Source organism: Azospirillum agricola, assembly GCF_020005195.1.
Lineage (GTDB): Bacteria > Pseudomonadota > Alphaproteobacteria > Azospirillales > Azospirillaceae > Azospirillum > Azospirillum agricola.
The window spans coordinates 637,260-661,662 of the sequence record NZ_JAIFZR010000002.1 but is presented as its reverse complement, the minus strand read 5'-3'; the positions used below and the strand labels follow the sequence as shown (position 1 = coordinate 661,662).

Genomic DNA, 24,403 nt, shown 5'->3' with positions numbered 1-24,403 from the left:
GATCAACGCTCCCGACCGAAGAGGCCCGCGGGCTTGATGAGAAGAACGATCGCCATGATGACGAAGACGACGATGTTGGAGGCTTCGGGGTAGAAGACCTTGGTCAGGCCCTCCAGCAGCCCGAGCCCCAGCCCGGTCACGATGGCGCCGAGGATCGAGCCCATGCCGCCGATCACCACCACGGCGAAGACGATGATGATCAGGTTCGAGCCCATCAGCGGCGAGACCTGATAGATCGGCGCCGCCAGCACCCCGGCCAGACCGGCCAAGGCGACGCCGAAGCCGTAGGTCAGCGAGACCATCACCGGCACGTTGATGCCGAAGGCCTGGACCAGCGTCGGGTTCTCGGTGGCGGCGCGCAGGTAGGCGCCGAGCTTGGTGCGCTCGATGGCGAACCAGGTGCCGAAGCAGACGAGCAGCGAGAAACCGATCACCCAACCGCGATAGTTCGGCAGAAACATGAAGCCGAGATTTTGCCCGCCCTTCAGCGCGTCGGGGATCGGGTAGGGTTGGCCCGAGACGCCGTACTGATGGCGAAAGGCGCCCTCGAAGATCAGTGCAAGACCGAAGGTCAACAGCAGCCCGTAGAGATGGTCGAGCTTGTAGAGGCGTGCCAACATGGACTTTTCAAGGACGATCCCAGTCAGGCCGACGGCCGCAGGCGCCAGGAACAGCGCCCACCAATAGCCGATGCCCAGATAGGTCAGCAGCAGCCACGCCAGGAAGGCGCCAACCATGTACAAGGCGCCGTGGGCGAAGTTGATGACGTTGAGCATGCCGAAGATCACCGCCAGCCCGAGGCTGAGCAGCGCGTAGAAGGAGCCGTTGATCAGGCCGAGCAGAAGCTGGCCAAACAGAATTTGGGGCGACACCCCCAGCAGGTCGAACATGGTAACGGTCTCCCGCTCACACGCCGAGGTAGGTGTGGAGCTTGTCCATGTTGGCGTGGAGCTGGTCGTTGGGGATCATGTCGACGACGTGCCCCTCCTCCATCACGTAATGGCGGTCGGCGATGGTCGCGGCGAAACGGAAGTTCTGCTCGACCAGCACGATGGTGAAGCCGCGTGCTTTGAGCGCCCGCACAGCAACGCCGATCTGCTCGATGATCACCGGGGCCAAACCCTCGGTGGGCTCGTCGAGCAGGATCAGGTTCGCACCCGTGCGCAGGATACGGGCGATCGCCAGCATCTGCTGCTCGCCGCCCGACAACCGCGTGCCCTGCGTCGAACCGCGCCCCTTCAGGTTGGGGAACAGATCATAAATCTGCTCCACCGTCATCCCGCCGTCCTTGATGACCGGCGGCAGCGTCAGGTTCTCGTCGACGCTGAGCGAGGAGAAGATGCCGCGCTCCTCCGGCACATAGCCGATGCCCAGGCGCGGGATCCGGTGCGGGGCCATGCCGATCAGCTCGGTGCCCTGGAAGCGGATCGAGCCGGTGCGCTTGGCCATGATGCCCATGATGGCGCGCATGGTCGAGGTCTTGCCGGCGCCGTTGCGCCCCAGCAGCGTCACCACCTCGCCCTGGCGGACCTCCAGCGAGACGCCGTGCAGGACGTGGCTCTCGCCGTAGAAGCCGTGCAGGTCGCGGACCTCCAGCATGGCGGTCCCAACCTGGCTGGTCTTGCTCTGCATCCCGTCAGGCATGTCCGGTCCCCATATACGCTTCCATGACCTGGGCGTTCTTCGACACCACCTCGTAGGGCCCCTCGGCGAGGATCTCGCCGCGCCGCAGCACGGTGATGGTGTCCGACAGATGCGCCACGACCGAGAGGTTGTGCTCGACCATCAGCACGGTGCGGTCGGCGGCGACGCGCTTGATCAGCGCCGCCGTGCCCTCGATGTCCTCGTGGCCCATGCCGGCCAGCGGCTCGTCGAGCAGCATGACCTCCGGGTCGAGGGCGAGCGTGGTGGCGATCTCCAGGGCGCGCTTTCGGCCGTAGGGCAGCTCGGCGGCCAGATGATGCGCCCAGGGCGTCAGGTTGACGTCCTCGATCAGTTGCAGGGCGCGGCCGTGCAGATCGTGCAGGCTGGCCTCCGACTTCCAGAAATGGAAGCTGGTGCCGAGCGGGCGCTGCAAGGCGACGCGGACGTTCTCCAGCACGCTGAGGTGCGGGAAGACGGCCGAGATCTGGAAGGAGCGGACCAGCCCCATCAGCGCGATGTCGGCCGGCCTGGTGCGGGTGATGTCCTTGCCCTTGTAGAGGATCTGGCCGCGCGTCGGCGTCAGGAACTTGGTGAGCAGGTTGAACACCGTGCTCTTGCCGGCGCCGTTCGGGCCGATCAGCGCGTGGATGGTGCCCCGCCTCACTTGCAGGTTCACCTCCTTCACGGCGACGAAGCCCTTGAACTCCTTCGTCAGGCCACGCGCTTCCAGGATGATGTCCGATGCCATGCCCTGTTCCTTGAAGCGGTCTATGCGTCATAAAGCCGTGTCCCGGCCCGGACGGGGCCGGGACACGGAGCGCGCATCACTTCTTGAGCAGTGCGCATTCGCTTTCGGCCACCGGGCGGAAGGCCTGATCGCCCGGAACCGAACCGATCACCTTGAAGAGATCCCAAGGGTCGTTGGATTCCTGAGCCTTCTTCACCTGGACCAGATACATCTCGTGAAGCATCCGCCCGTCCGCGCGCACCGTGCCGTTGGTGGCGAACATGTCGTTCACCGGCATGGCCCGCATGGTCTGCGCGACCTTTTCGGAGTCGTCGGTGCCTGCCTTCTCCACGGCCTTCAGATAATGAAGGACCGCTGAATAGGTGCCCGCCTGCACACTGGTCGGACGCTTCTGCGTCTTGGCGTAGAAACGGTCGGACCAGCTCTTGGATTCCGCTGTGCGGTTCCAGACGAAGCCGCTGGACATCAAGATGCCCGCGGCGTCCTCGAGCCCGATGGCCCGCACGTCCGGTTCGAAGGCCAGCAGGGCGACGACCTTCACCCTGGAGTCGTCGAGGATGCCGAACTCCTTGGCCTGCTTGATCGTGGTGATCGTGTCCTTGCCGGCGTTGGCGAGCGCGATGACCTTCGCGCCCGATGCCTGCGCCTGGAGCAGGTAGGCGCTCATGTCCTGCGACGGGAAGGGATGGCGGACGCTGCCCACCACCTTGCCGCCGTTGCCCTCCACCACCTTGCGGACGTCCTTCTCCAGGTCGTGGCCGAAGGCGTAGTCGGCCGTGATGAAGAACCAGGTGTCGCCGCCGCTCTTGAGTGTCGCCTTGGCGTTCACCGTCGCCAGGGAATAGGTGTCGTAGACCCACGACACCCCATAGGGAGAACAGGCGGCGTTCGTCATGGCCGAGGTGCCGGCGCCGGTGTTCAACGCGATCTTCTTCGCGCGGGTGGCGACACCCTGCAAGGCGAGACCGACGGAGGAGGTCACCATGTCGGTGATGGCGTCGACGCCTTCGGTGTCGAACCATTTCTGGACGATGGAACTGGCGATGTCCGCTTTGTTCTGGTGGTCGGCCCTCACGATCTCGATGGGCATGCCGAGCACGCGCCCGCCGAAATCCTCGGCCGCCAGTTCGGCGGCGACCACGGAGCCCGAGCCGGCGATGTCTGCGTAGACTCCCGACAGATCGGTGACGACGCCGATCTTGACCTTGTTGTCCGAAACGTTCTGGGCCGACGCCGCCTGCGCCAGAACGGCGAGCGAGGTCGCCAGCACTGCCAATGTCTTCATGAATGTCTTCTTCCCAAGGGGGATGCCGATTTTTTGACCGAACCGATGCGGATCGCCCGGCCGCGGATGGGTCAATCAGGCAAGCGGGGGGGGACGACGCCGGCCACGTCGCAGGCGTAGTCGAGGAGCGCCGAGAAATCGCGCGTGGCGTAGACACCGCCGCGTGCGGCGCCGAGCGCGCCGGCGGCGGCCAGTCCGACGGGAAGACCGAGGCGCTGCTGTGCGGCGGCGGCGAGCGCCAGCATCAGATCCTTGTGGGCAAGATCGATGGTGAAGCCGGGCGCGGTGTCGCCTTTCAGAACCTTGGTCGCGAAATTGATCTGGAACTGACCGTTGGTCGCGGTGGTCCCGCCCGACACCGCCTTCATCACGTCGACCGGCAAGCCGAGCTTGGTTCCGAGCAGGATCGCCTCGGCGGTGAGCTGGGCGCCGATCACGGCAAGGTAGTTGTTGACGATCTTCATCCGCGTTCCCGATCCTTCGGGGCCGCAACGGTGGATCGTCGTTCCCATGGCTTGCAGCAGCGGCTCGGCCCGTGCGAAGCCCTCGTCGCTGGCGCCGACCATGAACAGGGACTCGCCGCGCTCGGCGTGGCTGACCAGCCGACCGACCGGAGCGTCAACGAAGGCCACGCCGCGTTCCTTGCACGCCGCCGCGACGTCGTCGGTGGTCTGCGGATCGACGGTGCTCATGTCGATCACCAGCGATCCGCCCGGAAGGTTGGCCAGCACGCCCTCGCCGCCAAGGATGACACCACGCACATGCGGGGGCGCCGGCAACATGGTGACGACGATGGCCGCTCCCGTCACGGCCTCGGCGACGCTGCCGGCGGCACGGGCGCCCAGGCCGACCAGGGTGTCGAGCTTGCCGCGATCGAGGTCGAAGCCGACCACCGCGAAGCCCTTGCGGACCAGATTGGAGGCCATCGGCAACCCCATCGCCCCGAGGCCGATGAACGCGATCGTCTCGCTCATGTTCGATCTCCCATCACTTTCTTGTTCGTTCACGCGCTGAACGTCCGGTGGTGTTCAGGCCGTGACGCCGTGGTTGATGTAGGCGGTCTTGCCTTCGGTGAAGAACTCGACCGCGGCGCTTCCCTGCTCGCGCCCGCCATAGCCGGACGGGCTGCGCCCGCCGAAGGGAACGTGGTAGTCGATGCCGGCGGTCGGCGCGTTGACCATCACGAGCCCGGCGCGCGAGCGGCGCCGGAAGGTTTCGGCGGCGACCAGCCCTTGGGTGACGACGCCGCTGGACAGCGCGTGCTCGCTGTCGTTGGCGATGGCGATGGCATGGTCGAGATCGTCCGCGGGGATGACGCTGGCGACCGGCCCGAACACCTCGTCGCGGTTGATCCGCATGGTGTTGTCGGTGCCGATGAACAGGGTCGGTTCCAGGAAGTAACCGTTGGCATCGAGCCGTTGTCCGCCGCAGGCCAGCTCCGCCCCGTCGTCGCGGGCGATGGCGATGTAGCGCAGATCCTTGTCGAGCTGCGGCTGGTTGACCACCGGACCCATGTCGGTCCCGGCGTCGAGCGGATCGCCGACGCGCATCGCGCGGATCCTGGTGACCAGACGCTCGACAAAGGCATCGTGGATCCGGCGTGTCGCGATGATGCGGCTGGTGGCCGTGCACCGTTGACCGGCCGAGTGGAAGGCACCCTGGAGGGCGATGTCGGCGGCGAGATCGAGGTCCGCGTCGTCCAGCACCACCAACGGATTCTTGCCGCCCAGCTCGAGCTGGACCTTGGTCATCCTCGCGACCGTGCGTTCCAGGATCGCCCGGCCGACCGGCGGGGAGCCGGTGAAGCTGACCGCGTCGGCGCCATCGACCAGAACCGGGCCGAGCGTCCGGCCGTCGCCCATCACGAGGTTGAACACACCGGCGGGCAGGCCGGCGCGATGCAGGATGTCGGCCAGCTCCCAGGCGCAGCCGGGGGTGGCCTCCGATGGCTTGAGAACGACGGTGTTGCCGAAGGCCAGCGCATACGCGGTCTTCCAGGCCGGTACGGCCATCGGGAAATTCCACGGCGTGATGAGGCTGACCACGCCGACCGGTTCACGGGTGACCATCGTGGTCGTCCCATCGCGCAGGCCGGGCAGGCACTCGCCGCCGTTCCGCAGCGGTTCGCCCGAGGCGTAATGGAAGATCTGGGCGCTGCGGCGGATCTCGCCGATGCCTTCCCGCAGGGTCTTGCCCTCTTCGCGGGTCAGCAGGGCGCCAAGCTCCTCGGCGCGCGCGTGGAGTTCGTCGCCGACGCGACGCAGGATGTCGGATCGTGTCTGCGGGTTGCTCGCCGCCCAGCCGGGCAGCGCCTCGCGCGCCGCGGCCAGGGCCTCGGCGGCTTGTTCGACCGTCGCCCAGGCGTAATGGCCGATGACCTCGTCCAGCTTGGCCGGATTCACGTTCGGCTCGAAGATCGGGCTGCCGGTCGGACGACCGCCGATCCAGTTCGTCTTTTCCATGACTTGTTCGTCTTTCGCGTCTGACGGAAGGGCAGGGCGGCTCAGCGACGGTCCGTTGTCTGAATCACCGCGCGAGCCTTGAGGTCGTCGAGCTCGGCGGGGCTGAGACCGAGAAGCTCGCCGAGGACGTCCGCCGTCTGCTGTCCCAAGCGGGGTGGGGCCTGCCGGTAGCGCGCCGGTGTCTGGGACAGGCGGGCCGGGAAGCCGACGACCGGAATGGTGGTGCCGTCATCGGTTTCCAGACGGTGAACGAGGCTTCGCGCGGCCACCTGGGGATCCGCGAAGACCTGATCGATGCGATTGATCGGGCCGGCGGGGACGCCTGCGCCGGCCATCGCGGCGGTCAACGCCGCCGAGGTCCATCCGGCGATGCTCTCGGCGAGCGCGGCCTCCAGCTCCTGCCGGTTCCGCTGGCGGCCGGGGTTGTCGGCGAAGCGGCTGTCTTCGAGCAGATCCTGGCGCTCCAGCAACCGGCAGAGGGCGCGGAATTGCCCATCGTTGCCGACGGCGACGATGATGTGGCCGTCGTTCGTGGCGAAGCAACGATAAGGCACGACGTTGGGATGGCCGTTGCCCATGCGGCGGGGCACCTGACCGCCCACCAGCCAGTTCATCCCCTGGTTGGCCAGCACCGCCACCTGCGTGTCGAGCAGGGCGCAGTCGATGTGCTGGCCTTTTCCGGTGCGGTCACGGTGCCGCAGGGCGGCGAGCATCGACACCGTCGCGTACATCCCTGTGAACAGGTCGGACACGGGAACCCCGACCTTGAGCGGCTCGCTGCCGGGTGTGCCGTCGGGCTGGCCGGTCACGCTCATCAGGCCGCTCATTCCCTGGATGAGGAAGTCGTAGCCGCCGCGCGCGGCATAGGGGCCGGTCTGTCCGAAGCCCGTGATCGAGCAGTAGATCAGCGCTTCGTTCTCACGCTTCAGGCTTTCATAGTCCAAGCCGTAACGGGCGAGCCCGCCCACCTTGAAATTCTCCAGCACGATGTCGCAGGAGCGGGCTAGGCGGCGGACCAGAGCGGCGCCGTCGGGCGAGGCGATGTCGATCGCCACGGATTTCTTGTTGCGGTTGCAGCTCAGGTAATAGGCGCTCAGCGGATCGCTGTCCGCCTCCTCCCGTGCGGAGCGCAGATAGGGCGGTCCCCAGGCACGGGTGTCGTCGCCCTTGCCGGGATGCTCGATCTTGATCACCTCGGCCCCGAGATCGCCCAGGATCTGCGAGGCCCAGGGGCCGGCGAGAACGCGGCTGAGATCGAGCACCCGCACGCCGGCGAGTGCGGCCGCGGCTTCGTCGCGATCGGCTGGAAGTTCTGATTGAGTCACGATGGTCGGCTCTCCGCTCGCGGCCGGTGTCCCGGCTGGGAGGTGGATGGTTGGCGCCCGTCATTTCATACAGTGAAATGACCGTTTCATTGTGGAAAGGCTAACCAGCGTGCTGATAAAATGCAACTGGCATTTCAACGCCTAGCCGGGAAAAATGCGGGAGGGCGGATCGCTGGCCTTTCAAGCGAAATACGAGAAGCGATAGGCTGGTTTTGCCATCCGGTTGTGCCTGGAATCGAAGGGACTGAAGTTTCAATGCCGTCGTTCAAACCTGTGACCGCGCTGACGCGCGGTCTGGACGTTCTTCGTGTCGTGAACGAACTGCGGGAAGCCACCGTCTCCGCTCTTCACAAGGAGACCGGCCTCGACAAGGCGACGATCGTTCGCATGCTGGAAACCCTGGAGCATGAGGGCTACGTCACCCGCAGCCCGTCGAACAGCGGCTACGTCGCCACCGGACGCACGTTGCAACTGAGTCGCGGCTACGACCTTCACCATCGCATCGGGCTGCTGTCGGAACCGATCCTGACCGAGTTCCGTCACAGGATCGGGTGGCCATCGGATGTGGCCTTGTTCGACCACGACGCGATGATCGTCGTGCAGACGAGCCGTGAAACGGGTCCGCTGTTCTTCAACCGCAGGCCAGGCTTTCGGGCGTCGATCCTGGAGACGTCGATCGGACGCGCCTACCTCGCCTACTGCGACCCGGCCGAGCGGGAGCGGATCATTGCCCGTCTGCGCGTGAAGCCGGATGTGAGAAACATGTTGGCCAGCGAGCCGGAAAAACTGGAGGCGCTTCTCGCGGACGTTCGTGCGCGCGGCTTCGCCTGCATGGACGACGCCTACAGTGAACGGGAATATTCGCGGCAAATGTGGGCGATGGCCGTTCCCGTCCAGGATGACGGCGGCATCCATGCGACGTTGAACATCATGATGCTGCGCAACGCGATCACGCCCGACATGGCCGTGGAGCGGTTTCTTGGTCCTTTGAAGGACACGGCGGATCGTCTGGCAAACGTCTTGCGCAACGGCGAATAGCGGCCGCGGTCATTTTCGGTGACCGGTTCGGCCGGCCGTCGCCGAGATCGGCATGAAAGGCGCGTGGCAGCACGCTGATGGTCATCGGGCTCTCGCCCTGACCGTAAGCTCGCGGTAACTCCAAACCGGGCGGGTGCCCTCAAAGACCGCGGTCCGCTCGGGACGGACGAGGGCCGCGCGCGTCAGCAGGGTGCCGATGTTCATACCGTCATTCCCAGATAGGCGGCCCGCACCAGTGGACTGTCGAGAAGCTCCCCGGAGGGCCCCTGGAGCACGACCTCTCCCTGTTGCAGCAGATAGGCGTAATCGACCGAGCGCAGACTGAGCTGCACGTTCTGCTCGACCAGCAGCAGGCTGAGGCCGCTGCGGGTCAGGGTACCGAGGATCTCGAAGATCTCCGCCACCACGCGCGGCGCCAGCCCGATCGACGGTTCGTCCAGCACCAGCAGGCGCGGCCGGGTCATCAGCGCCCGGCCGATCGCCACCATCTGCTGCTCGCCCCCCGACAAGGTGCCGACACGCTGGCGGGCCCGTTCGGCGAGGCGGGGGAACAGGCCGAAGACGCGGGCCAGCCCCTCGTCCCGATGCTCGCGCGCCTTGCCGAAGGTGCTGGCGGCGACGAGGTTCTCGGTCACCGTGCACTCGGGGAACAGCAGGCGGCCCTCCGGCACCGTGCCGATGCCGGCGCGGGTGCGGTCGGACACCCGCATCCGCCCAAGCTCCTCTCCGTCCCACGTGACCCGGCCGCGGCGGGTGGCAACCAGCCCGTTGATGGCCTTGACCACCGTGCTCTTGCCGGCGCCGTTGGAGCCGATCAGGGCGACCCGCTGGCCGCTCTCGATGACCAGGTCGATGTCACGCACCACGTCGGCCTTGCCGTAGCCGGCCGAGACGCGTTCCAGCGTCAGACGGGTCATGCGGCGGCACTCCCGAGATAGGCGTCCTGCACCCGTGGATCGCGCAGCACGTCCTGCGTCGCGCCCTCCGCCAGCAGGGAGCCGAAGTTGATCACGACAGACCGGGCGCACATCCGGCTGATCACCGGGACCGAGTGCTCCACCATCACGATGGTGATGCCCCGCCGGTTGAGTTCGACGATCTGGTCGCATAGGGCGCCGGCCTCGGTGGCGGTCAGCCCGGCCAGCATCTCGTCGAGCAGCAGCAGGCGCGGTTCGGTGGCGATGGCACGGGCGATTTCCAGCCGGCGCATCTCGGCGACGCTCAGCCGCTCGGCATCGGTGCCGGCCAGATGGTCCATGCCGATGGCGCGCAGCGCCCCGAACGCGTGGCGCTCGGCATCGGCCGAGGCCGGGTAGCGGCCGTAGGAGGCGACCATCACGTTCTCGATCACGCTCATGCCCTTGAACGGCCGCACGATCTGGAAGGTGCGGGCGAGACCCAGCCGGCAGATGTCGTGCGGTCGCAGTCCCTCGATGCGCCGACCCTCGAACAGGATGTGGCCGTCGCTCGGCTTCAGCAGACCGGACAGGCAGTTGAACAGGGTGGTCTTGCCGGCGCCGTTGGGGCCGATGATCCCGAACACGGCGCCCGCCGGCACCGCGAAGCTGACGCCGCTCAGCGCCCGCAACCCGCCGAAGGACTTGCCGAGGTCCCGGACCTCAAGGATCGGAGCGGTCATCTTGCGGTGTCCTCCTGTCGGAAAGCGGTCCTGGCGCCCAGGCGCAGGCGCGGCAGCCGGGTCTTCAGCAGACCGCCCAGCCCGTGTGGCAGCATCAGGGCCATCACCATCAGCAGAACCGAATAGGCGACGATGTTGACCCCGGTGAAGCCGCTCATCGCGGTGCGCAACACCTCGCCCAGCGGGATCAGCAGAGCGGCCCCCAGCAGCGGTCCCCACAGCAGGCCGAGCCCGCCGATGATCGAGAACACCAGAAGCTGGATCGACAGGTCGACGCCGAGCGTCGAGCGCGGATCGACGAAGGAGAAGGTGCTGGCGAAGAAGGCGCCGCCCACCGCGGTCAGCACCGCGCTGACCACGAAGGCCAGCAGCTTGTAGCGCATCACCGGGACGCCCAGCGCCTCGGCGGCCCCCTCGTTGTCGCGGATGGCGCGCCAGTAGGAACCGGCACGGCTGCTGGCGAAATGCTGGCCGACGAGCAGGGTCGCCGTCAGGAAGGCCAGCACGATCAGCCCGTAGGGCCATTTCTCCATGAACTGGAGGTAGCGCGCCGCGTCGTCCTCGGTCGGCATCATCATGCCGTCGGAGCGCCCCAGCCATGGTGTGGCCGACACCAGCAGGAACGCCACCTCGCTGAAGGCCAGCGTGGCGATGGCGAAGAAATAGCCGCGCAGCCCGTAGCGGAAGCACAGCAGCCCGATCACCAGCGCCACCGCGGCGGCGAGCGCGGCGGCCAACGGCCACGTCAGCAGCGGCCCCAGCCCGAAGCCGACATGCCCGTAGGCGACGACGTAGGCACCGATGCCGAAGAACAGCGAGTGCCCGAGCGAGATCAGCCCGGTGAAGCCGGCCATCAGGTTCCACGCCACCGCGATGCTTCCCATCAACGCCGTGAGGATGAAGATGTCCATGAAATACGGATCGCCGAGGCAAATCCCGAAGAGGACCGCGGCCAGCGCCGCCGGCACGAGGGCGGGGAGAAAGCGTTTCATGCGCGCGCTCCCCCGCCGACCGGCAGCAGCCCTTCCGGCCGCACCAGCATGACCAGGATCAGCAGCGCGAACGGCACCGCCGCGGCGACCGAGGCGGTGGTCAGCACGCCGGCCACGCTCTCCGCCACCCCGACCAGCAGGGCGCCCAGCAGAACCCCGCCGAAGCTGCCCATGCCGCCGACGATGACGATCACGAAGGCCTTCAAGGTGAACAGGGTGCCGATGTGCGGGTTGACGTAGAGCACCGACGCCATCAGCGGTCCGGCGACGCCCAGCGTCCCGACCCCGATCCCCATCGCCCAGCGGTAGGTGCGGCCGATGTCGATTCCGGACAGCGCCGCCCCGTCGTGCGATTGCGAAACCGCGCGCATGATCAGCCCGAAATCGGTCTTGCGCATGATGAGGTAGAGTCCGAGGAGCAGGACGACGGCGGCCCCCGCCGCGATCGCGTGCGGCATCTGCAGCAGCACCGGTCCGATCCAGACGCTGGCGGTCGACCGGTCCTGCACGATCAGCAGATTGTCGGCCTTGAACGCCATCAGGGCGAGGTACTGGAGCAGAAGCGACAGTCCCAGCGTGACGGCCATCTGGTTGATCTCCGGCACCTTCATGGCCGGACGGATCAGGCTTTCGAACAGCCCGACGCCGAGCGCCAGCAGCACTGGCACCACCAGCGCCACCGCGACCACCGGATCGACGCCGAGATGCGCCCAGGCGAGGTAGCCGCCGTACATCGCCAGCATGAGGAACTCGCCATGCGCGAAATTGACCACGCGCATGACCCCGAAGACGAGGGTGAGGCCGACCGCGATCAGCGCATAGATCGCGCCGTTGGTCAGCCCGCTCAGCAGTGCCTGGAGGAAGATGGTCGCTGACATGGAAATCTCCGGCGCCCGCCGGCCGCGCGCGTCGGATGCGCGGCCGGCGGGAGAGGGGCTGACGTTACCCCTGAAGCGGGGCGGGCGGCCGGGCGGCGACCGCGTCGGGCCAGACGGTGACGAACTTGCCGTCGATCACCTGGACGATGACGCAGGTCGCCGGCGCCTGCCCCTGCTCGTCGAAATACAGTTCGGGCGCCGGCAGCAGCGAGGCCGGCCCGTCCTTGATCCGCAGGGTGCGCAGCGCGTCGCGGATCTTGTTGCGGTCGGTGGAGGCCGCCGCATCGGCCGCCAGCGCCAGCGCGTAGGTCGCGGCGAAGGCCTGGGCCTGGTTGCTCAGCGGCACCTCGCCGGGGTAGCTCTCGGCGAACGCCTTCACGAACGCCTCGCTGGCCGGCTTGCGCAGGTCGGGCGCCCATTCCACCACGCCGAACGTCCGCTCGGCCGGCTTCCCCGAGGCGGCCACCGTCTGGTTGACGTGGGCGCCGCCGAAGCCGATGTAGAGCGGCCGGTAGCTTTGCGAGGCCAGCGCCCGCAGCAGCACGGTGGAGTCGTCGGCGTAGGCGACGCTGAGCACCGCGTCGGCGCCGCTGGTGCGCAGCTTGGTCGCCACCGTGCTGAAGTCGGGCGAGCCGGTGCGGAAGGTCTCGTCGGCCACCACGGGGTAGCCGCGGCCCGGCATCACCGACGCGTAATTGGCGTGCACCGACTGGCCGGCCGGACCGTCCTCGGTCGCCAGCGCCACCTTGTCGATCGCCATGCCCTTCTTCTTCATGTCGTCCATGAAGTCGGCGACGTATTGGCCGAACCATTTCGCCTTCACCGCGGTGCGGAAGACGTATTTTAGCCCCTGTTCGGTGATGGCGTCGGTCACGGCGCTGGTCACCATGAACGGGGTCCGGTTGCGGTCGGCCACCTGGGCCGCGGGGATCGTCGAGGACGAGGCCCAGGCGCCGGTCAGTGCGCTGACGCCCTCGCGGCTGATCAGCCGCTCCGCCTCGCTGCGCGACACCTCGGGCTTGGACTGGATGTCGCTGACCACCAGTTCGACCTTGGCGCCGCCGAGCCCCTTGAGGCCGCCGGTGTCGTTGATCATCTTGGCGGCGAGCTGGTGGGCCTTCAGCATGCGCGCGCCGTCGGAGGCGTGAGTCCCGGTGAGCGGCACCAGGACGCCGATCTTCAGCGTGCCGCCCTGGGCCGACGCGCCGAAGGAGAAGAGGCCCGGCGCCGCCATGGCCGCGCCGCCGAGCAACAGCGCGTCCCTGCGAGTGATTCCCGTCATGTGTCCTCCTGGAAAGGCGGATTGCGGAGTTGTCGGCCGTCAGGGGCAGAGCACGGCCCGGCCGACCACCAAGCCGTTGCGCAGGGCGAGCAGCGCGTCGTTGGCGCGATCGAGCGGCATCCGGGTGACGGGGATCGGCTGGATGCGGCCGGCCCGCGCCAGCGCCACCAGTTCCCGCATCTCCTCCAGATTGCCGACCAGACTGCCGAGGATGCGGGCGGCCTTGATCGGGATCAGCGGCAGCGACCACGGCGTGTTGCCGCCGAAAAGCCCGACCATGACCAGCGTGCCGCCCTTGGCCAGGGCATCGAACCCGAGCGCCGCCGATTGCGGGCTGCCGACCAGGTCGAGCACGCAGTGGGCCGGACCGCCGACCGCGTCCATGACAAGGGTCGCCACGTCCGGGGCGCCGCCATCGACAGCGGCCAGCGCGCCGGCGGCCAGCGCCGCCTCCCGCTTGACGGGATCGAGATCGACGACGACGGCGCCCTTGCCGCCGAGCGCGCGCAGAATCTGCAGGCACATCTGGCCGAGCCCGCCGCCGCCGACCACCACGACCGGGTGCTCGGCGATCTGGTCCCCGAACTTCTTCAGCGCGCTGTAGGTGGTGACGCCGGAGCAGGCGAGCGGCGCCACCTGGGCCGGGTCGAGGTCGCCGATCGGCAGCAGGTAGCGCGGGTGCGGCACCCGGACATACTCGGCATAACCGCCATGGAGGTGGACGCCGATGTAGGTCGCCTTGGCGCAGTAGTTTTCGTATCCGTCGCGGCAGCTCCGGCACTCGCCGCAGCCGATCCAGGGATAGACGAGGTAGGAGGCGCCGATGTCCACCCCTCCGGCGTCCGGCCCGACCGCCACCAGTTCCCCGGCGGTCTCGTGGCCCATGGTCAGCGGCAGCGCCACCCCACGGTCCTTGAGCGACAGTTTGCGGCCGAGGCCGAGGTCGTAGCCGCCGTCCCACAGATGGAGGTCGCTGTGGCACACCCCCGCCGCCTCGACCTTGATCAGCACCTCGGTGCCGGAAACCTCCGGGATCGGCCGGTCATCGCCGACCAGCGGTTCCCCGAAAGCGTGGATGCAGTAGGAGCGCATCGCCACCTCACCGCGACAGGAAGCCGCCGTCGACCGGCAGCGCCACGCCGGTGACGTAGGAACTGTCGTCCGAGGCGAGCCACAGGCCGGCATGCGCCACCTCCGACGGCTTGCCAACCCGCCCGAGCGGGACGGCGCCCAGCAGCTTCCTCTCGTTCTCCGCAGCCTGCGCCGTGTCGTCGCCGCGCGCGACGAAGCCGGGGAGCATGGGGGTGTCGATCGGGCCGGGGCAGACCACGTTGACCCGGATGCCGTCGGGGGCGAAGCGCTGGGCCAGCGACTTGGTCAGGCCGACCACGCCGAACTTGGCCGCCGAGTAGACCGGGCTGAACATCGACCCGACGAGGCCGGAAACCGAAGCGGTGAAGATCAGCGAGCCGCCGCCGCGGGCGCGCATGTGCCTGGCCACCTCGCCGGCCGCGACCACCGCGGAGGTCAGGTTGAGCGCGATCGCCAGATGGTACTGGTCGAGGTCCATGTCCTCGACCGAGGCCGGACCGGGAATCCCGGCGTGCGCCCACATGACGTCGATGCCGCCGAGCCGCTCCGCTGCCGCCGCGATGCTGGCCTTGACGCCGTCCACCGTGGACAGGTCGGCGACGACCGGAATCACGGCGGAGCCGAGCGTGGCGGCGAGATCGTTCAGCGCGCCTTCGTTGATGTCGACCGCCGCCACGGTGGCGCCTTCGCGCACGAACAGCTCGACGCCGGCCTTGCCCATGCCCGACGCCGCGGCGGTGATCACCGCCAGCTTGCCTTTGAGACGCATGTTCCCCTCCCCGTTTTATTGTGCGTAGGCGTCCGGGAACCGGCCGGTCGTGCTGATGACCGTGGTGCGGGTCTCCAGATAGTTGTCGAGCGCCTCGATCCCGTTCTCGCGGCCCCAGCCGCTCGCCTTGAAGCCGCCGTAGGGCGTCGACCAGCGGATGAAGCGGTAGGTGTTGACCCAGACGATGCCGGCCTCGATCCGCGCCGACACCCGGTGGGCGCGGCCGGTGTCGCCGGTCCACAGGCCGGCGGCGAGGCCGTAGCTGGTGTCGTTGGCGAGTGCCACCGCCTCGTCTTCGCCGTCGAAGGGGATGATCGAGGCGACCGGGCCGAAGATCTCCTCCCGCGCGATGCGCATGTCGTTGGAGACGTTGGCGAAGACGGTCGGCTCGACGAAGAAGCCGTCGCCGAGATTCCCGGCGTCGAGCCGCCGGCCGCCGGTGACCAACCGCGCGCCCTCCTGCCGGCCGATGTCGATGTAGGACAGGGTTTTGGCGAGCTGCTCGCCATGGGCCTGTGGTCCCATGTGGGTCGCTTCATCAAGGGGCAGGCCAACGCGGACCTTGGCGGCACGCTCGGCGAAGGCGGCGACCACCCGGTCGTAGACCGGCCGTTCGACCAGCACGCGCGAGCCCAGGGCGCAGCTCTGCCCGCACACCGACCAGGCCGAGGAGGTGGCGGCGTTCACCGCCTGCTCCAGGTCGGCGTCCTTGAAGATGATGTGGGGCGACTTGCCGCCCAGCTCGAAGGAGAAGCGCTTCAGCGTGTCCGCGCCGTTGCGCAGGATCACCTTGGCGGTGCTGCCCTCGCCGGTGAAGGCGATCTTGTTGACGCCGGGGTGCGCCACGAGACGGGCGCCGGTGTCGTGGCCGTAGCCCGGCACCACGTTGAACACGCCGGGCGGCACGCCGGCCTCATGGGCCAGCCGGGCCAGTTCCAACGCGGTGACGGGGGTCTGCTCGGCCGGCTTCAGCACCACGGTGCAGCCGGCGGCCAGTGCTGGCGCCAGTTTCCAGGCCGTGGTCAGCATCGGCGCGTTCCACGGGGTGATCGCACCCACCACCCCCACCGGCACCCGCGTGGTGAAGCAATGGACGCTGTCGTCGATCGGGATGGTGCGGCCCGACAGCTTGTCGGCCAGCGAGGCGAACCAGTGATACCACTGGTGGTGCGCGCCGATGTCGGCGCGCGTCTCGCGGATGGCGCGGCCGGAATCGCGGGTTTCCAGCACCGCCATCTCCGGCGCGAACTCCCGGTACAGTTCGGCCAGGCGGCGCAGGATCGCCGCGCGCTCCCAGCCCGGCATGCGTCGCCACGGCCCCTCGAACGCATCGCGCGCCGCCTGGACCGCGCGGTCGATGTCCTTCGGTCCGCCGAAGGCGACGGCGGCCCAGGGGCGTCCGGTCGCGGGGTCGATGCTCTCGACCATGCCGCCATCCGCCGGAGCCACCCACTCGCCGCCAATGAAGAGGTGCGGGTAGCGGCGCAGTTCGCCGTCGCCAGAGCCGCTCTTGAACGCGTTGGTCACAGACCCGAGCCTCTTGTCCAGTATGATGGATAATACGTACATGTTCACGGACGCGCCTGTCAAGTCGCTTATCCATCAATCAGAGATACGAACTATTTCGGCTATTTAATTGATTAAAAGTCATTTTTCCTTGGGGTCGCCCATTTTGACATATTGGTGCGGCGCGAAAATTCCTACTGCGCTGCACCATGGACTTTCCGTGGGCGATAAACTCGGCCGCATAAATTGCCCTTGCATGTGGATTATTAATCTCTGTATATGGACATAAGGCTGTCGGGGCGGGTATCCGCACCAAATCCAGGAACATCGTGGAAGGAATGGGAATGGGGCCGCTGGCAGGAACCAGGATCCTCGACCTGACCTCTGTCGTCATGGGACCCTCGGCAACGCAGATGCTCGGTGACATGGGGGCGGATGTCATCAAGGTGGAGCCGCCGGAAGGCGACGTGGTGCGGCAGATCGGGCCGCAGCGGAACGCCGGAATGGGGGCGTACTTCCTGAACGCCAACCGCAACAAACGGAGCATCTGCCTGAACCTGAAGGATCCGGCCGGGCTCGACGCCCTGCTGCGGTTGGCCGACACCGCCGACATACTGACCTACAACATCCGCCCGCAGGCGATGACGCGCCTCGGCCTGGGCTATGAAGCCCTGGCCGCGCGCAACCCGCGGCTGATCTATGCCGGGCTTTTCGGGTTCGGCCAGGACGGCCCCTACGCGGCGCGCCCGGCCTATGACGACCTGATCCAGGGCGCCTCCGTGATGTCGGCGCTGATCGCGCAGGCAGGCGACGGGACGCCGCGCTACGTTCCCTCGGCCGTCGCCGACCGTGTGGTCGGGCTGGCCGCGGTTGGGGCGATCTGCGCCACCCTGGTGAACCGCAACCAGACCGGCCTGGGGCAGCGGGTGGACATCCCGATGTTCGAGACCATGGTCGGTTTCGTGCTGGGCGACCATCTGGGCGGGCTGACCTTCGATCCTCCCCTCGGCGGCGGCGGCTACGCCCGCCAGCTTTCGCCGGAGCGCAGGCCGTACCGGACGCGCGACGGCCATATCTGCACCGTGATCTACAACGACAAGCAGTGGGCCAACTTCCTGCGGGCGATCGGACGGGAGGACCTGCCGCGCGACGATCCGCGCTTCGCCACCTATGCCGACCGGCAGAGCAACGTCGATTTCGTCTATGGCGAGCTGGGGCGGATCTTCGCCGAACGCACGACCGCTGAATGGATGGACCTGTTGGACCGCGCCGACGTGCCGGCGATGCCGATGCACGACTTCGACAGCATCTTCGACGACCCGCAGCTGAAACAGACCGGCTTCTTCGAACTCGTGGAGCACCCGACCGAGGGGCGTGTGCGCAACATGCGGCTGTCGGCGAGCTGGTCCCGGACGCCGGCCGCGACCCGGCGCCTGGCCCCCCGGCGCGGCCAGGACGGCCCGGCCATCCTGCGCGAAGCCGGGTTTGCGGACGACGAGATCGCGGCGCTGGCCGAACGGCGCGCCCTGACCATTCCGGCCGAGGCGGCCGGCTCAGACACCTGACGGGAGCATTCCGCACCATGGATTTCCGACTGACCGACGACCAGGAAGCGTTGCGCGACGCCATCGCCGGGCTGTGCAGGCGTTTCGGAGACGATTACTGGCTGGCGCGTGACCGCGACGGCGGCTTTCCCGACGATTTCTACGCCGCCTTCGCCGACAATGGCTGGCTCGGCATCTGCATCCCGGAAGAGTATGGCGGCTCCGGCCTCGGCGTGACCGAGGCGGCGGTCATGATGCGCACGATCGCCGAATCCGGTGCCGGGATGTCCGGCGCCTCCAGCCTGCACATCAACATCTTCGGCCTCAATCCGGTGGTGGTGCACGGCACCGAGGAGCAGAAGCGCCGCATGCTGCCGCCCATGGTGCAGGGGCGCGAGAAGGCGTGCTTCGCCGTCACCGAACCCAACACCGGCCTCAACACCACCCAGCTCAAGACCCGCGCGGTGAAGAAGGGCGACCGTTACATCGTCGACGGGCAGAAGGTGTGGATTTCCACCGCCCAGGTCGCCGACCGCCTCTTGCTGCTTGCCCGCACCACCCCGTTGGAGGAGGTCGGCAAGCCGACGCACGGGCTCAGCCTGTTCTACACCGCGTTCGACCGCAGCAGGATCGACGTCCGCGTCATCGACAAGATGGGCCGCAAGGCCGTCGATTCGAACGAGCTGTTCATCGAGGGGCTGGAGATCGCGGAGGAGGACCGCATCGGCGAGGAGGGGCGCGGTTTCGAATACATCCTGCACGGCATGAACCCGGAGCGGGTGCTGATCGCGTCGGAGGCGGTCGGGCTCGGCAGTCTGGCGCTGTCGCGGGCGACCGCCTATGCCAAGGAGCGGGTGGTGTTCAACCGGCCGATCGGCCAGAACCAGGCGATCCAGCATCCGCTTGCCCAAAATTGGATGGAGCTGGAGGCCGCCTGGCTGATGATCCTGCGTGCGGCCTGGGAGTACGACAACGGACTGCCCTGCGGCGCCAGTGCCAACGCCGCCAAGTATCTGGCGGGCGAGGCCGGCTTCAACGCCTGCCAGCAGGCGGTGATGACCCATGGCGGCTTCGGCTACGCCAAGGAATTCCATGTCGAGCGCTACCTGCGCGAGGTGATGATCCCGCGCATCGCGCCGATCAGCCCGCAGCTCGTCCTGTGCTTCATCGCGGAGAAGGTGCTCGGCCTTCCCAAATCCTATTGAGGGCGTGATGATTGCGACGCTCACGCCGGCCCTCGACCTCGCCCGTTTCATCCGGGCGGGCGACCGGGTCGTGTGCGGCCAGGGCTGTGCCGAGCCGCTGGCGCTCACCGCCGGGCTGGCGGCGCTCGATCTGCCGATCGAGCTGTTCATCGGCCCGCTGTTCTCCGACAGCTTCGCCGAGCCCGGCCGCCTGCGCTTCGCCAGCTACGGCGCCATGGGCAAGGCGTCGCGGCTGGCGCGGCGCGGACGGCTGGAGGTGCTGCCCCTGCATTACGGCGCGCTCGGTCCGGCCTTCGCAAACGGCGATCTGCGGGCGGACGTGGTGCTGATCCAACTCGCCCACGGACCGCAGGGCTATGCCGCGGCGCTCGCCAACGACCATGTCCTGGCGGCGGCGCGCAAGGCCCGCTGCGTGATCGCCGAGGTCAACCGGCGGGCGCCGTGGTGCCGGGGGGCGGAACTCGATCCGGCGATCCGCCTCGACGCGGTGGTTGAGACCGACCGGGACCTCGTGGCGCTCGAACCGGCCGCGATCGGCGAAGCGGAGCGCGCCATCGCCCGCCACGTCGCCGGCCTGATTCCCGACCGGGCCACGCTGCAGGTCGGCATCGGTGCGATTCCCGATGCGGCGCTGTCGGAGCTGGCCGGGCACCGCGATCTCGGCGTTCATTCCGGCATGATCGGCGACCGGGTGGTGGCGCTGGTCGGGAGCGGCGCCGTCACCAACGCCCACAAGTCCGTCGATCCCGGGCTGACGGTCAGCAACACCGCCTTCGGATCCAGCATTCTCTGCCGGTTCATCGACAACAATCCGGCGGTGCGGCTGATGCCGGCCTCGCACACCCATTCACCGGCCATCCTGGCGGCGCAGGACCGCATGATCGCCATCAACGCCGCCATCGAGGTGGACCTGACCGGTCAGGTCAACGCCGAGTTGGCTGACGGCGCGCCGGTCGGCGGCGTGGGCGGGCTGGCCGATTTCACCCGCGGCGCCCGGGCGGCCAAGGGGGGGCGGGCCATCGTCGCGCTGCGCTCGACCGACCGCTCCGGCACGGTCAGCCGCATCGTGCCACGGGTTGCCGCGGTGACGCTGGCACGCAGCGACGCCGACACCATCGTCACCGAACACGGCGTCGCGCGGCTGGTCGGGCTCGGTCCGGCGGAACGGGCTCGGGCGCTGATCGCGATCGCGGCTCCCCAACACCGCGAGGCGCTGGAACGCAGCCTGGGAGGTGCGGCATGACCGGGGCGGGACCATTGGCCGGCCTGCGAGTCATCGAGTTCGCCGGCATCGGTCCGGCGCCGATGTGCGCGATGCTGCTGGCCGATCTCGGCGCCGAGGTGATCTCGGTGGACCGGCTGGAGCCGAGCGGCAACGGCATTCCCCGCGCACCGAAATTCGACGTGACCCGCCGTGGGCGTCGCTCGGTGGCGCTGGACCTCAAGCGACCCGAGGGCATCGCCTGCGCGGTGGACCTCGTCGCGAAGGCCGACGCGCTGGTCGAAGGATTCCGCCCCGGCACCATGGAGCGCCTGGGCCTCGGCCCCGACGCCTGCCACGCGGTCAATCCGCATCTGGTCTACGGCCGGGTCACCGGCTGGGGCCAGGATGGGCCGCTGGCGGGGGCGGCCGGACATGACCTGAACTACATCGCGCTGTCGGGCGCGCTTGCCGCCATCGGGCGGGCGGGGCAGCCGCCGACCGTGCCGCTCAATCTGGTCGGCGACTATGGCGGCGGCGGGCTGCTGCTCGCCTTCGGCATCGTATGCGCCTTGCTGGAGGCCCGACGGTCCGGCCGGGGACAGGTGGTCGATGCGGCGATGGCCGAGGGTGCGGGGACGCTGATGGCGAGCGCCTTCGGCCTTGCCGCCGCCGGGCTGCACCGGCCGGAGCGCGGCACCAACCTGCTCGATTCCGGCGCGCCGCACTACGATGTTTACGAGTGCGCCGACGGACAGTGGGTCGCCGTCGCCCCGATCGAGCGCAAATTCCGCGACGATCTGCTGACCCGCATCGGCTTCGATCCGACGACCTTTCCCGACGTTGCCGACCGCGCCCGATGGCCGCAAGCCCGGGAGCTGCTGACCGCGCGCTTCGCCGAGCGCAGCCGGGCCGAATGGTGTGCGCTGCTGGAAGGCACCGACGCCTGCTTCGCGCCCGTCCTGTCGGTTGCCGAAGCGGCGGACCATCCGCACGCCCGCGCCCGTGCCGCCCATCTCGTCATCGATGGCGTGGTCCAACCGGCCCCGGCCCCACGCTTCAGCCGTACGCCGGCCGCCATGCCGCAACCGGCCGAACCGCCGGGGGCCGGCACCCATGCGGCGCTCGCGGCCTGGGGCATCGCGGGGGAGCGCATCGACCATCTGGAGCGGCAGGGCATCATCCGGCCGCTCTGACCCATCCACCGATCATCGCAGGAGCATCACCCATGAGCGGCAAGTACTATGAAGAATTCGAGGAAGGCCACGTCTTCAATCACGCGGTTTCGCGCACCGTCACGGAACAGGACAACATCAGCTTCAGCCTGATGACGCTGAACCCGCAGCCGCTGCACATCGATGCCGACTTTTCCAGTCGGACGGAATGGGGCAAGCCGCTGTTCAACAGCCTCTACACGCTGGGCATCCTGATCGGCATGAGCGTGCAGGACACCACGCTCGGCACCACCGTCGGCAATCTGGGCATGAGCGACGTCCGCTTTCCCAAGCCCGTGTTCCATGGCGACACCCTGCGCGCCCAAACACAAGTGGTTTCCAAGCGGCTGAGCAAGTCGCGCGGCGACGTCGGGCTCGTGGAATTCGAACACACCGGATTCAACCAGCGCGGCGAAATCGTCGCCGTTTGCCGCCGCATGGCCATGATCTACCGCCGCAAGGACGCCGCGTGATGCGCACTCTCCTGTTCGTGCCGGGCGACAGCCCGCGCAAATTCGCCCGTGCCCGCCAGACCGCCGCCGACGCGCTGATCCTGGACCTGGAGGACTCGGTCGCGGCCGAGGAAAAGCCGCGCGCCCGTGAACAGACCGCCGCCATGCTGCGGGAGGAGCGTGGGGCGCAGAAGCTGTTCGTCCGGGTCAACGCCTTCGACACCGGCCTGACCGCCCGGGATCTCGCGGCGGTGTTGCCGTACGCTCCGGATGGAATCGCCCTGCCCAAATGCGGAGGACCGGAACAGGTCGAGCGCCTGTCCCACATGCTCGACGCGCTGGAGGTCGCCGCCGGGCTGGAACCGGGTCATACCCGCATCCTTGCCATTGCCACGGAGACCGCCGACTCCCTGTTCAACCTCGGCCGGTACAAGGGGTGCAGTCCACGGCTGTGGGGGCTGATGTGGGGGGCGGAGGATTTGATCGCCTCGCTCGGCGCCACCACCAACCGCGAAGGTGGGATTTTGCTCGACAGTTTCCGGCTGGCGCGGACCCTGTGCTTGGCTGGGGCGGCGGCGGCCGGGGTGGTTGCCGTCGACACGGTCGCCACCACCATCGATGATCTCGACGCGGTGGCCGAGGAGGCCCGCGCGGCGCGGCGCGACGGCTTCCGCGCCAAAGGCATCATCCATCCCAAGCATGTCGAGGTGGTGAACACCGCCTTCCGACCGACCGAAGGCGAGATCGCCTGGGCCCGACGCATCGTCGAGGCGTTTGCTGGCGACTGCACCGGCGTAGTGAAGATCGACGGCCAGATGATCGACAAGCCACACCTGCGCGCCGCCGAGAAAATCCTGGAATCCGCAGCGCTGCAATAGCATAAGAAGGCCGGCTGCTTCCAAACGCGGGTATCGACGAGCATGCAAGTCAAGCAGGCTGCCAACGTCATCGAACTCTTGGAGTTCTTTGCCAAGCGCCAGCGTCCGGCGACGCTGGCGGAAATTTCCGAAGAGCTGGGATGGCCACGGTCGAGCGCCTACAACATCATCGGTACCCTGGCGGAGATGGGATACCTCTACGAACCCAGGGCGCGGAACGGCTATTATCCGAGCCCGCGTTGGTCCAGTGTCGTCGGCGCCATTGCGGAGGCCGAGCCGTTGCCCGAAGCCGCCATGCAACTCGTGGCCGAGGTGGCGGCTGAAACCGGCGAGACCACGGCGATCGGCGGTCCCGTCGGAACCCTGGCGATCTTCATCCATGTGGTGGAGTCGTCTCATCCGATCCGCTATTTCGCCAAGGTCGGCCATAAGCTGCCGATCCAGGCCACCTCGACCGGCCGCGCCATCCTGGCGCAATACACCCCGGCGGAGCGGCAGACCCTCTATCGCAGGATAAATTTCGAGAAATACTCCGAGACCACTCCGACGAGCATCGATGCGGTCGAGGCGGAGCTGCGGCGATCGGCTGAGCGCGGCTATCACCAGAGCAACGCGGACTACAGCGCCGATCTGGTCGGCGTCGCCCTGCCCCTGCCGATCCAGGGCAAGCGGCTGGCGCTGGTCGTCGCCGGTCCGATGTACCGCTGTTCCGCCCGCGCTCTTGAGATCGCGGCCACGATGAAGCGCGCGGTCGCCCGTTTCTCGGCAGAGCTTGATCTGCAATACTGAACGGAATCGGTGTTCGGCTTTACGCATTTCGGGCAAAGTTGATGAAGAACTTGGCGGGTTGGCCAACGCCGTCCCTCGAAGTGGTCGAGCCCGAGTTCCTCCTTCATTTGCTGATGGCCCTGTTCGCAGACCCGGCGCGCTTCGATCCGGGCCGCCGGGGTCCGCAACGGGGTGTCGGGGGGCGGGTTGCTGAGGTGGCATTTGCGCTCGCCGGTGCTTCGGCGCTCGCCGATCGGCCAAGTCTCCTCACCGGGCAGGGGCGTGCGATTGCCCTGCGGCGTGCACTCGACGCCGACCGCCCAGGTCAGGCCGCGCACGCCCAGCCCCTTGCGGAAGGCGGCGCCGTCGCCGACCCGGCCTCGGCGACGACCATGTCGAAACGCACACCCCCCGTCCGTACGCGGTCCAGTTCGTCCAGCGCGCTCTGGGTCAGGACAGGCTTCCTCCCGATGATCGTTTT

At 68.0% G+C, this 24,403-nt stretch carries 23 protein-coding genes and 1 pseudogene; 8 read left to right on the top strand and 16 right to left on the bottom strand.

Translation table 11 applies throughout. The features are described 5' to 3' along the window. Positions 1-2: 2 nt before the first annotated feature. From JN22_RS05875 to JN22_RS05845, 7 genes are all read right to left on the bottom strand, one after another. Positions 3-890: a branched-chain amino acid ABC transporter permease gene (locus tag JN22_RS05875; protein ID WP_085553016.1), complete on the bottom strand. Its 888-nt coding sequence runs from the start codon at positions 888-890 to the stop codon at positions 3-5. A gap of 16 nt (positions 891-906) precedes the next feature. Further along, positions 907-1,644: an ABC transporter ATP-binding protein gene (locus JN22_RS05870; RefSeq protein ID WP_085553015.1), complete on the bottom strand. Its 738-nt coding sequence runs from the start codon at positions 1,642-1,644 to the stop codon at positions 907-909. Beyond that, on the bottom strand, positions 1,637-2,392 hold the full coding sequence (locus JN22_RS05865) for an ABC transporter ATP-binding protein (protein WP_085553014.1): 756 nt from the start codon (positions 2,390-2,392) through the stop codon (positions 1,637-1,639). The genes JN22_RS05870 and JN22_RS05865 overlap by 8 nt, the downstream gene beginning before the upstream one ends. Positions 2,393-2,468: 76 nt before the next feature. Next, positions 2,469-3,677: an ABC transporter substrate-binding protein gene (locus JN22_RS05860; protein WP_085553013.1), complete on the bottom strand. Its 1,209-nt coding sequence runs from the start codon at positions 3,675-3,677 to the stop codon at positions 2,469-2,471. Positions 3,678-3,748: 71 nt separating this feature from the next. Then, the gene (locus JN22_RS35155) at positions 3,749-4,684 is read right to left on the bottom strand and encodes an NAD(P)-dependent oxidoreductase (RefSeq protein ID WP_223677590.1); all 936 of its coding nucleotides are present in this window, start codon (positions 4,682-4,684) and stop codon (positions 3,749-3,751) included. 21 nt (positions 4,685-4,705) lie between these two features. Then, positions 4,706-6,139, bottom strand: a complete 1,434-nt coding sequence (locus tag JN22_RS05850; RefSeq protein WP_085553011.1) for an aldehyde dehydrogenase family protein — start codon at positions 6,137-6,139, stop codon at positions 4,706-4,708. Between the two features lie 41 nt (positions 6,140-6,180). Then, on the bottom strand, positions 6,181-7,464 hold the full coding sequence (locus JN22_RS05845) for a CaiB/BaiF CoA transferase family protein (RefSeq protein WP_211099575.1): 1,284 nt from the start codon (positions 7,462-7,464) through the stop codon (positions 6,181-6,183). Between the two features lie 255 nt (positions 7,465-7,719). Between JN22_RS05845 and JN22_RS05840 the strand changes: the two genes are divergently transcribed. Then, positions 7,720-8,502, top strand: coding sequence for an IclR family transcriptional regulator domain-containing protein (locus tag JN22_RS05840; protein ID WP_085553009.1), 783 nt, complete (start codon positions 7,720-7,722; stop codon positions 8,500-8,502). A 200-nt stretch (positions 8,503-8,702) separates the two neighbouring features. On the opposite strand, the gene JN22_RS05835 is transcribed toward JN22_RS05840, so the two are convergent. From JN22_RS05835 to JN22_RS05800, 8 genes are all read right to left on the bottom strand, one after another. Further along, complete coding sequence (locus JN22_RS05835; RefSeq protein WP_085553008.1) at positions 8,703-9,419, bottom strand: ABC transporter ATP-binding protein; 717 nt, start codon at positions 9,417-9,419, stop codon at positions 8,703-8,705. Next, the gene (locus JN22_RS05830; RefSeq protein WP_085553007.1) at positions 9,416-10,141 is read right to left on the bottom strand and encodes an ABC transporter ATP-binding protein; all 726 of its coding nucleotides are present in this window, start codon (positions 10,139-10,141) and stop codon (positions 9,416-9,418) included. Before JN22_RS05830 ends, JN22_RS05835 begins: the two co-directional genes overlap by 4 nt. Further along, positions 10,138-11,133 (bottom strand): branched-chain amino acid ABC transporter permease, encoded by a 996-nt coding sequence (locus JN22_RS05825; protein WP_085553006.1) that lies wholly within the window; start codon positions 11,131-11,133, stop codon positions 10,138-10,140. Before JN22_RS05825 ends, JN22_RS05830 begins: the two co-directional genes overlap by 4 nt. Continuing rightward, a complete protein-coding gene (locus JN22_RS05820; RefSeq protein ID WP_085553005.1) occupies positions 11,130-12,011 on the bottom strand; it encodes a branched-chain amino acid ABC transporter permease in 882 nt (293 codons plus the stop codon). The genes JN22_RS05825 and JN22_RS05820 overlap by 4 nt, the downstream gene beginning before the upstream one ends. 64 nt (positions 12,012-12,075) lie before the next feature. Continuing rightward, entirely contained in the window at positions 12,076-13,293 is a 1,218-nt protein-coding gene (locus JN22_RS05815; protein WP_085553004.1) for an ABC transporter substrate-binding protein, read from the bottom strand. A gap of 39 nt (positions 13,294-13,332) precedes the next feature. Then, positions 13,333-14,385 (bottom strand): alcohol dehydrogenase, encoded by a 1,053-nt coding sequence (locus JN22_RS05810; protein WP_085553003.1) that lies wholly within the window; start codon positions 14,383-14,385, stop codon positions 13,333-13,335. 7 nt (positions 14,386-14,392) lie between these two features. Next, entirely contained in the window at positions 14,393-15,154 is a 762-nt protein-coding gene (locus tag JN22_RS05805; RefSeq protein ID WP_085553002.1) for an SDR family NAD(P)-dependent oxidoreductase, read from the bottom strand. A 15-nt stretch (positions 15,155-15,169) separates the two neighbouring features. Continuing rightward, complete coding sequence (locus tag JN22_RS05800; RefSeq protein WP_211099574.1) at positions 15,170-16,681, bottom strand: aldehyde dehydrogenase; 1,512 nt, start codon at positions 16,679-16,681, stop codon at positions 15,170-15,172. 317 nt (positions 16,682-16,998) lie between these two features. Between JN22_RS05800 and JN22_RS05795 the strand changes: the two genes are divergently transcribed. From JN22_RS05795 to JN22_RS05765, 7 genes are read left to right on the top strand one after another with little or no spacing between them, the layout of a single operon-like run. Further along, positions 16,999-18,225 (top strand): CaiB/BaiF CoA transferase family protein, encoded by a 1,227-nt coding sequence (locus JN22_RS05795; RefSeq protein ID WP_317852916.1) that lies wholly within the window; start codon positions 16,999-17,001, stop codon positions 18,223-18,225. 17 nt (positions 18,226-18,242) lie between these two features. Next, on the top strand, positions 18,243-19,409 hold the full coding sequence (locus JN22_RS05790; RefSeq protein ID WP_085552999.1) for an acyl-CoA dehydrogenase family protein: 1,167 nt from the start codon (positions 18,243-18,245) through the stop codon (positions 19,407-19,409). A 7-nt stretch (positions 19,410-19,416) separates the two neighbouring features. Beyond that, the gene (locus tag JN22_RS05785) at positions 19,417-20,652 is read left to right on the top strand and encodes an acetyl-CoA hydrolase/transferase family protein (RefSeq protein WP_085552998.1); all 1,236 of its coding nucleotides are present in this window, start codon (positions 19,417-19,419) and stop codon (positions 20,650-20,652) included. After that, positions 20,649-21,806: a CaiB/BaiF CoA transferase family protein gene (locus JN22_RS05780; protein ID WP_085552997.1), complete on the top strand. Its 1,158-nt coding sequence runs from the start codon at positions 20,649-20,651 to the stop codon at positions 21,804-21,806. The genes JN22_RS05785 and JN22_RS05780 overlap by 4 nt, the downstream gene beginning before the upstream one ends. 32 nt (positions 21,807-21,838) lie before the next feature. Continuing rightward, entirely contained in the window at positions 21,839-22,297 is a 459-nt protein-coding gene (locus JN22_RS05775) for a MaoC family dehydratase (RefSeq protein WP_085552996.1), read from the top strand. Further along, entirely contained in the window at positions 22,297-23,154 is an 858-nt protein-coding gene (locus tag JN22_RS05770; protein ID WP_085552995.1) for an HpcH/HpaI aldolase/citrate lyase family protein, read from the top strand. Before JN22_RS05775 ends, JN22_RS05770 begins: the two co-directional genes overlap by 1 nt. Before the next feature lie 42 nt (positions 23,155-23,196). Next, positions 23,197-23,943: an IclR family transcriptional regulator gene (locus JN22_RS05765; RefSeq protein WP_085552994.1), complete on the top strand. Its 747-nt coding sequence runs from the start codon at positions 23,197-23,199 to the stop codon at positions 23,941-23,943. A 59-nt stretch (positions 23,944-24,002) separates the two neighbouring features. Here JN22_RS05765 and JN22_RS35455 read toward each other — a convergent pair. Further along, a pseudogene (locus JN22_RS35455) lies at positions 24,003-24,364 on the bottom strand (transposase); the annotation flags it as partial. Between the last annotated feature and the right edge of the window lie 39 nt (positions 24,365-24,403).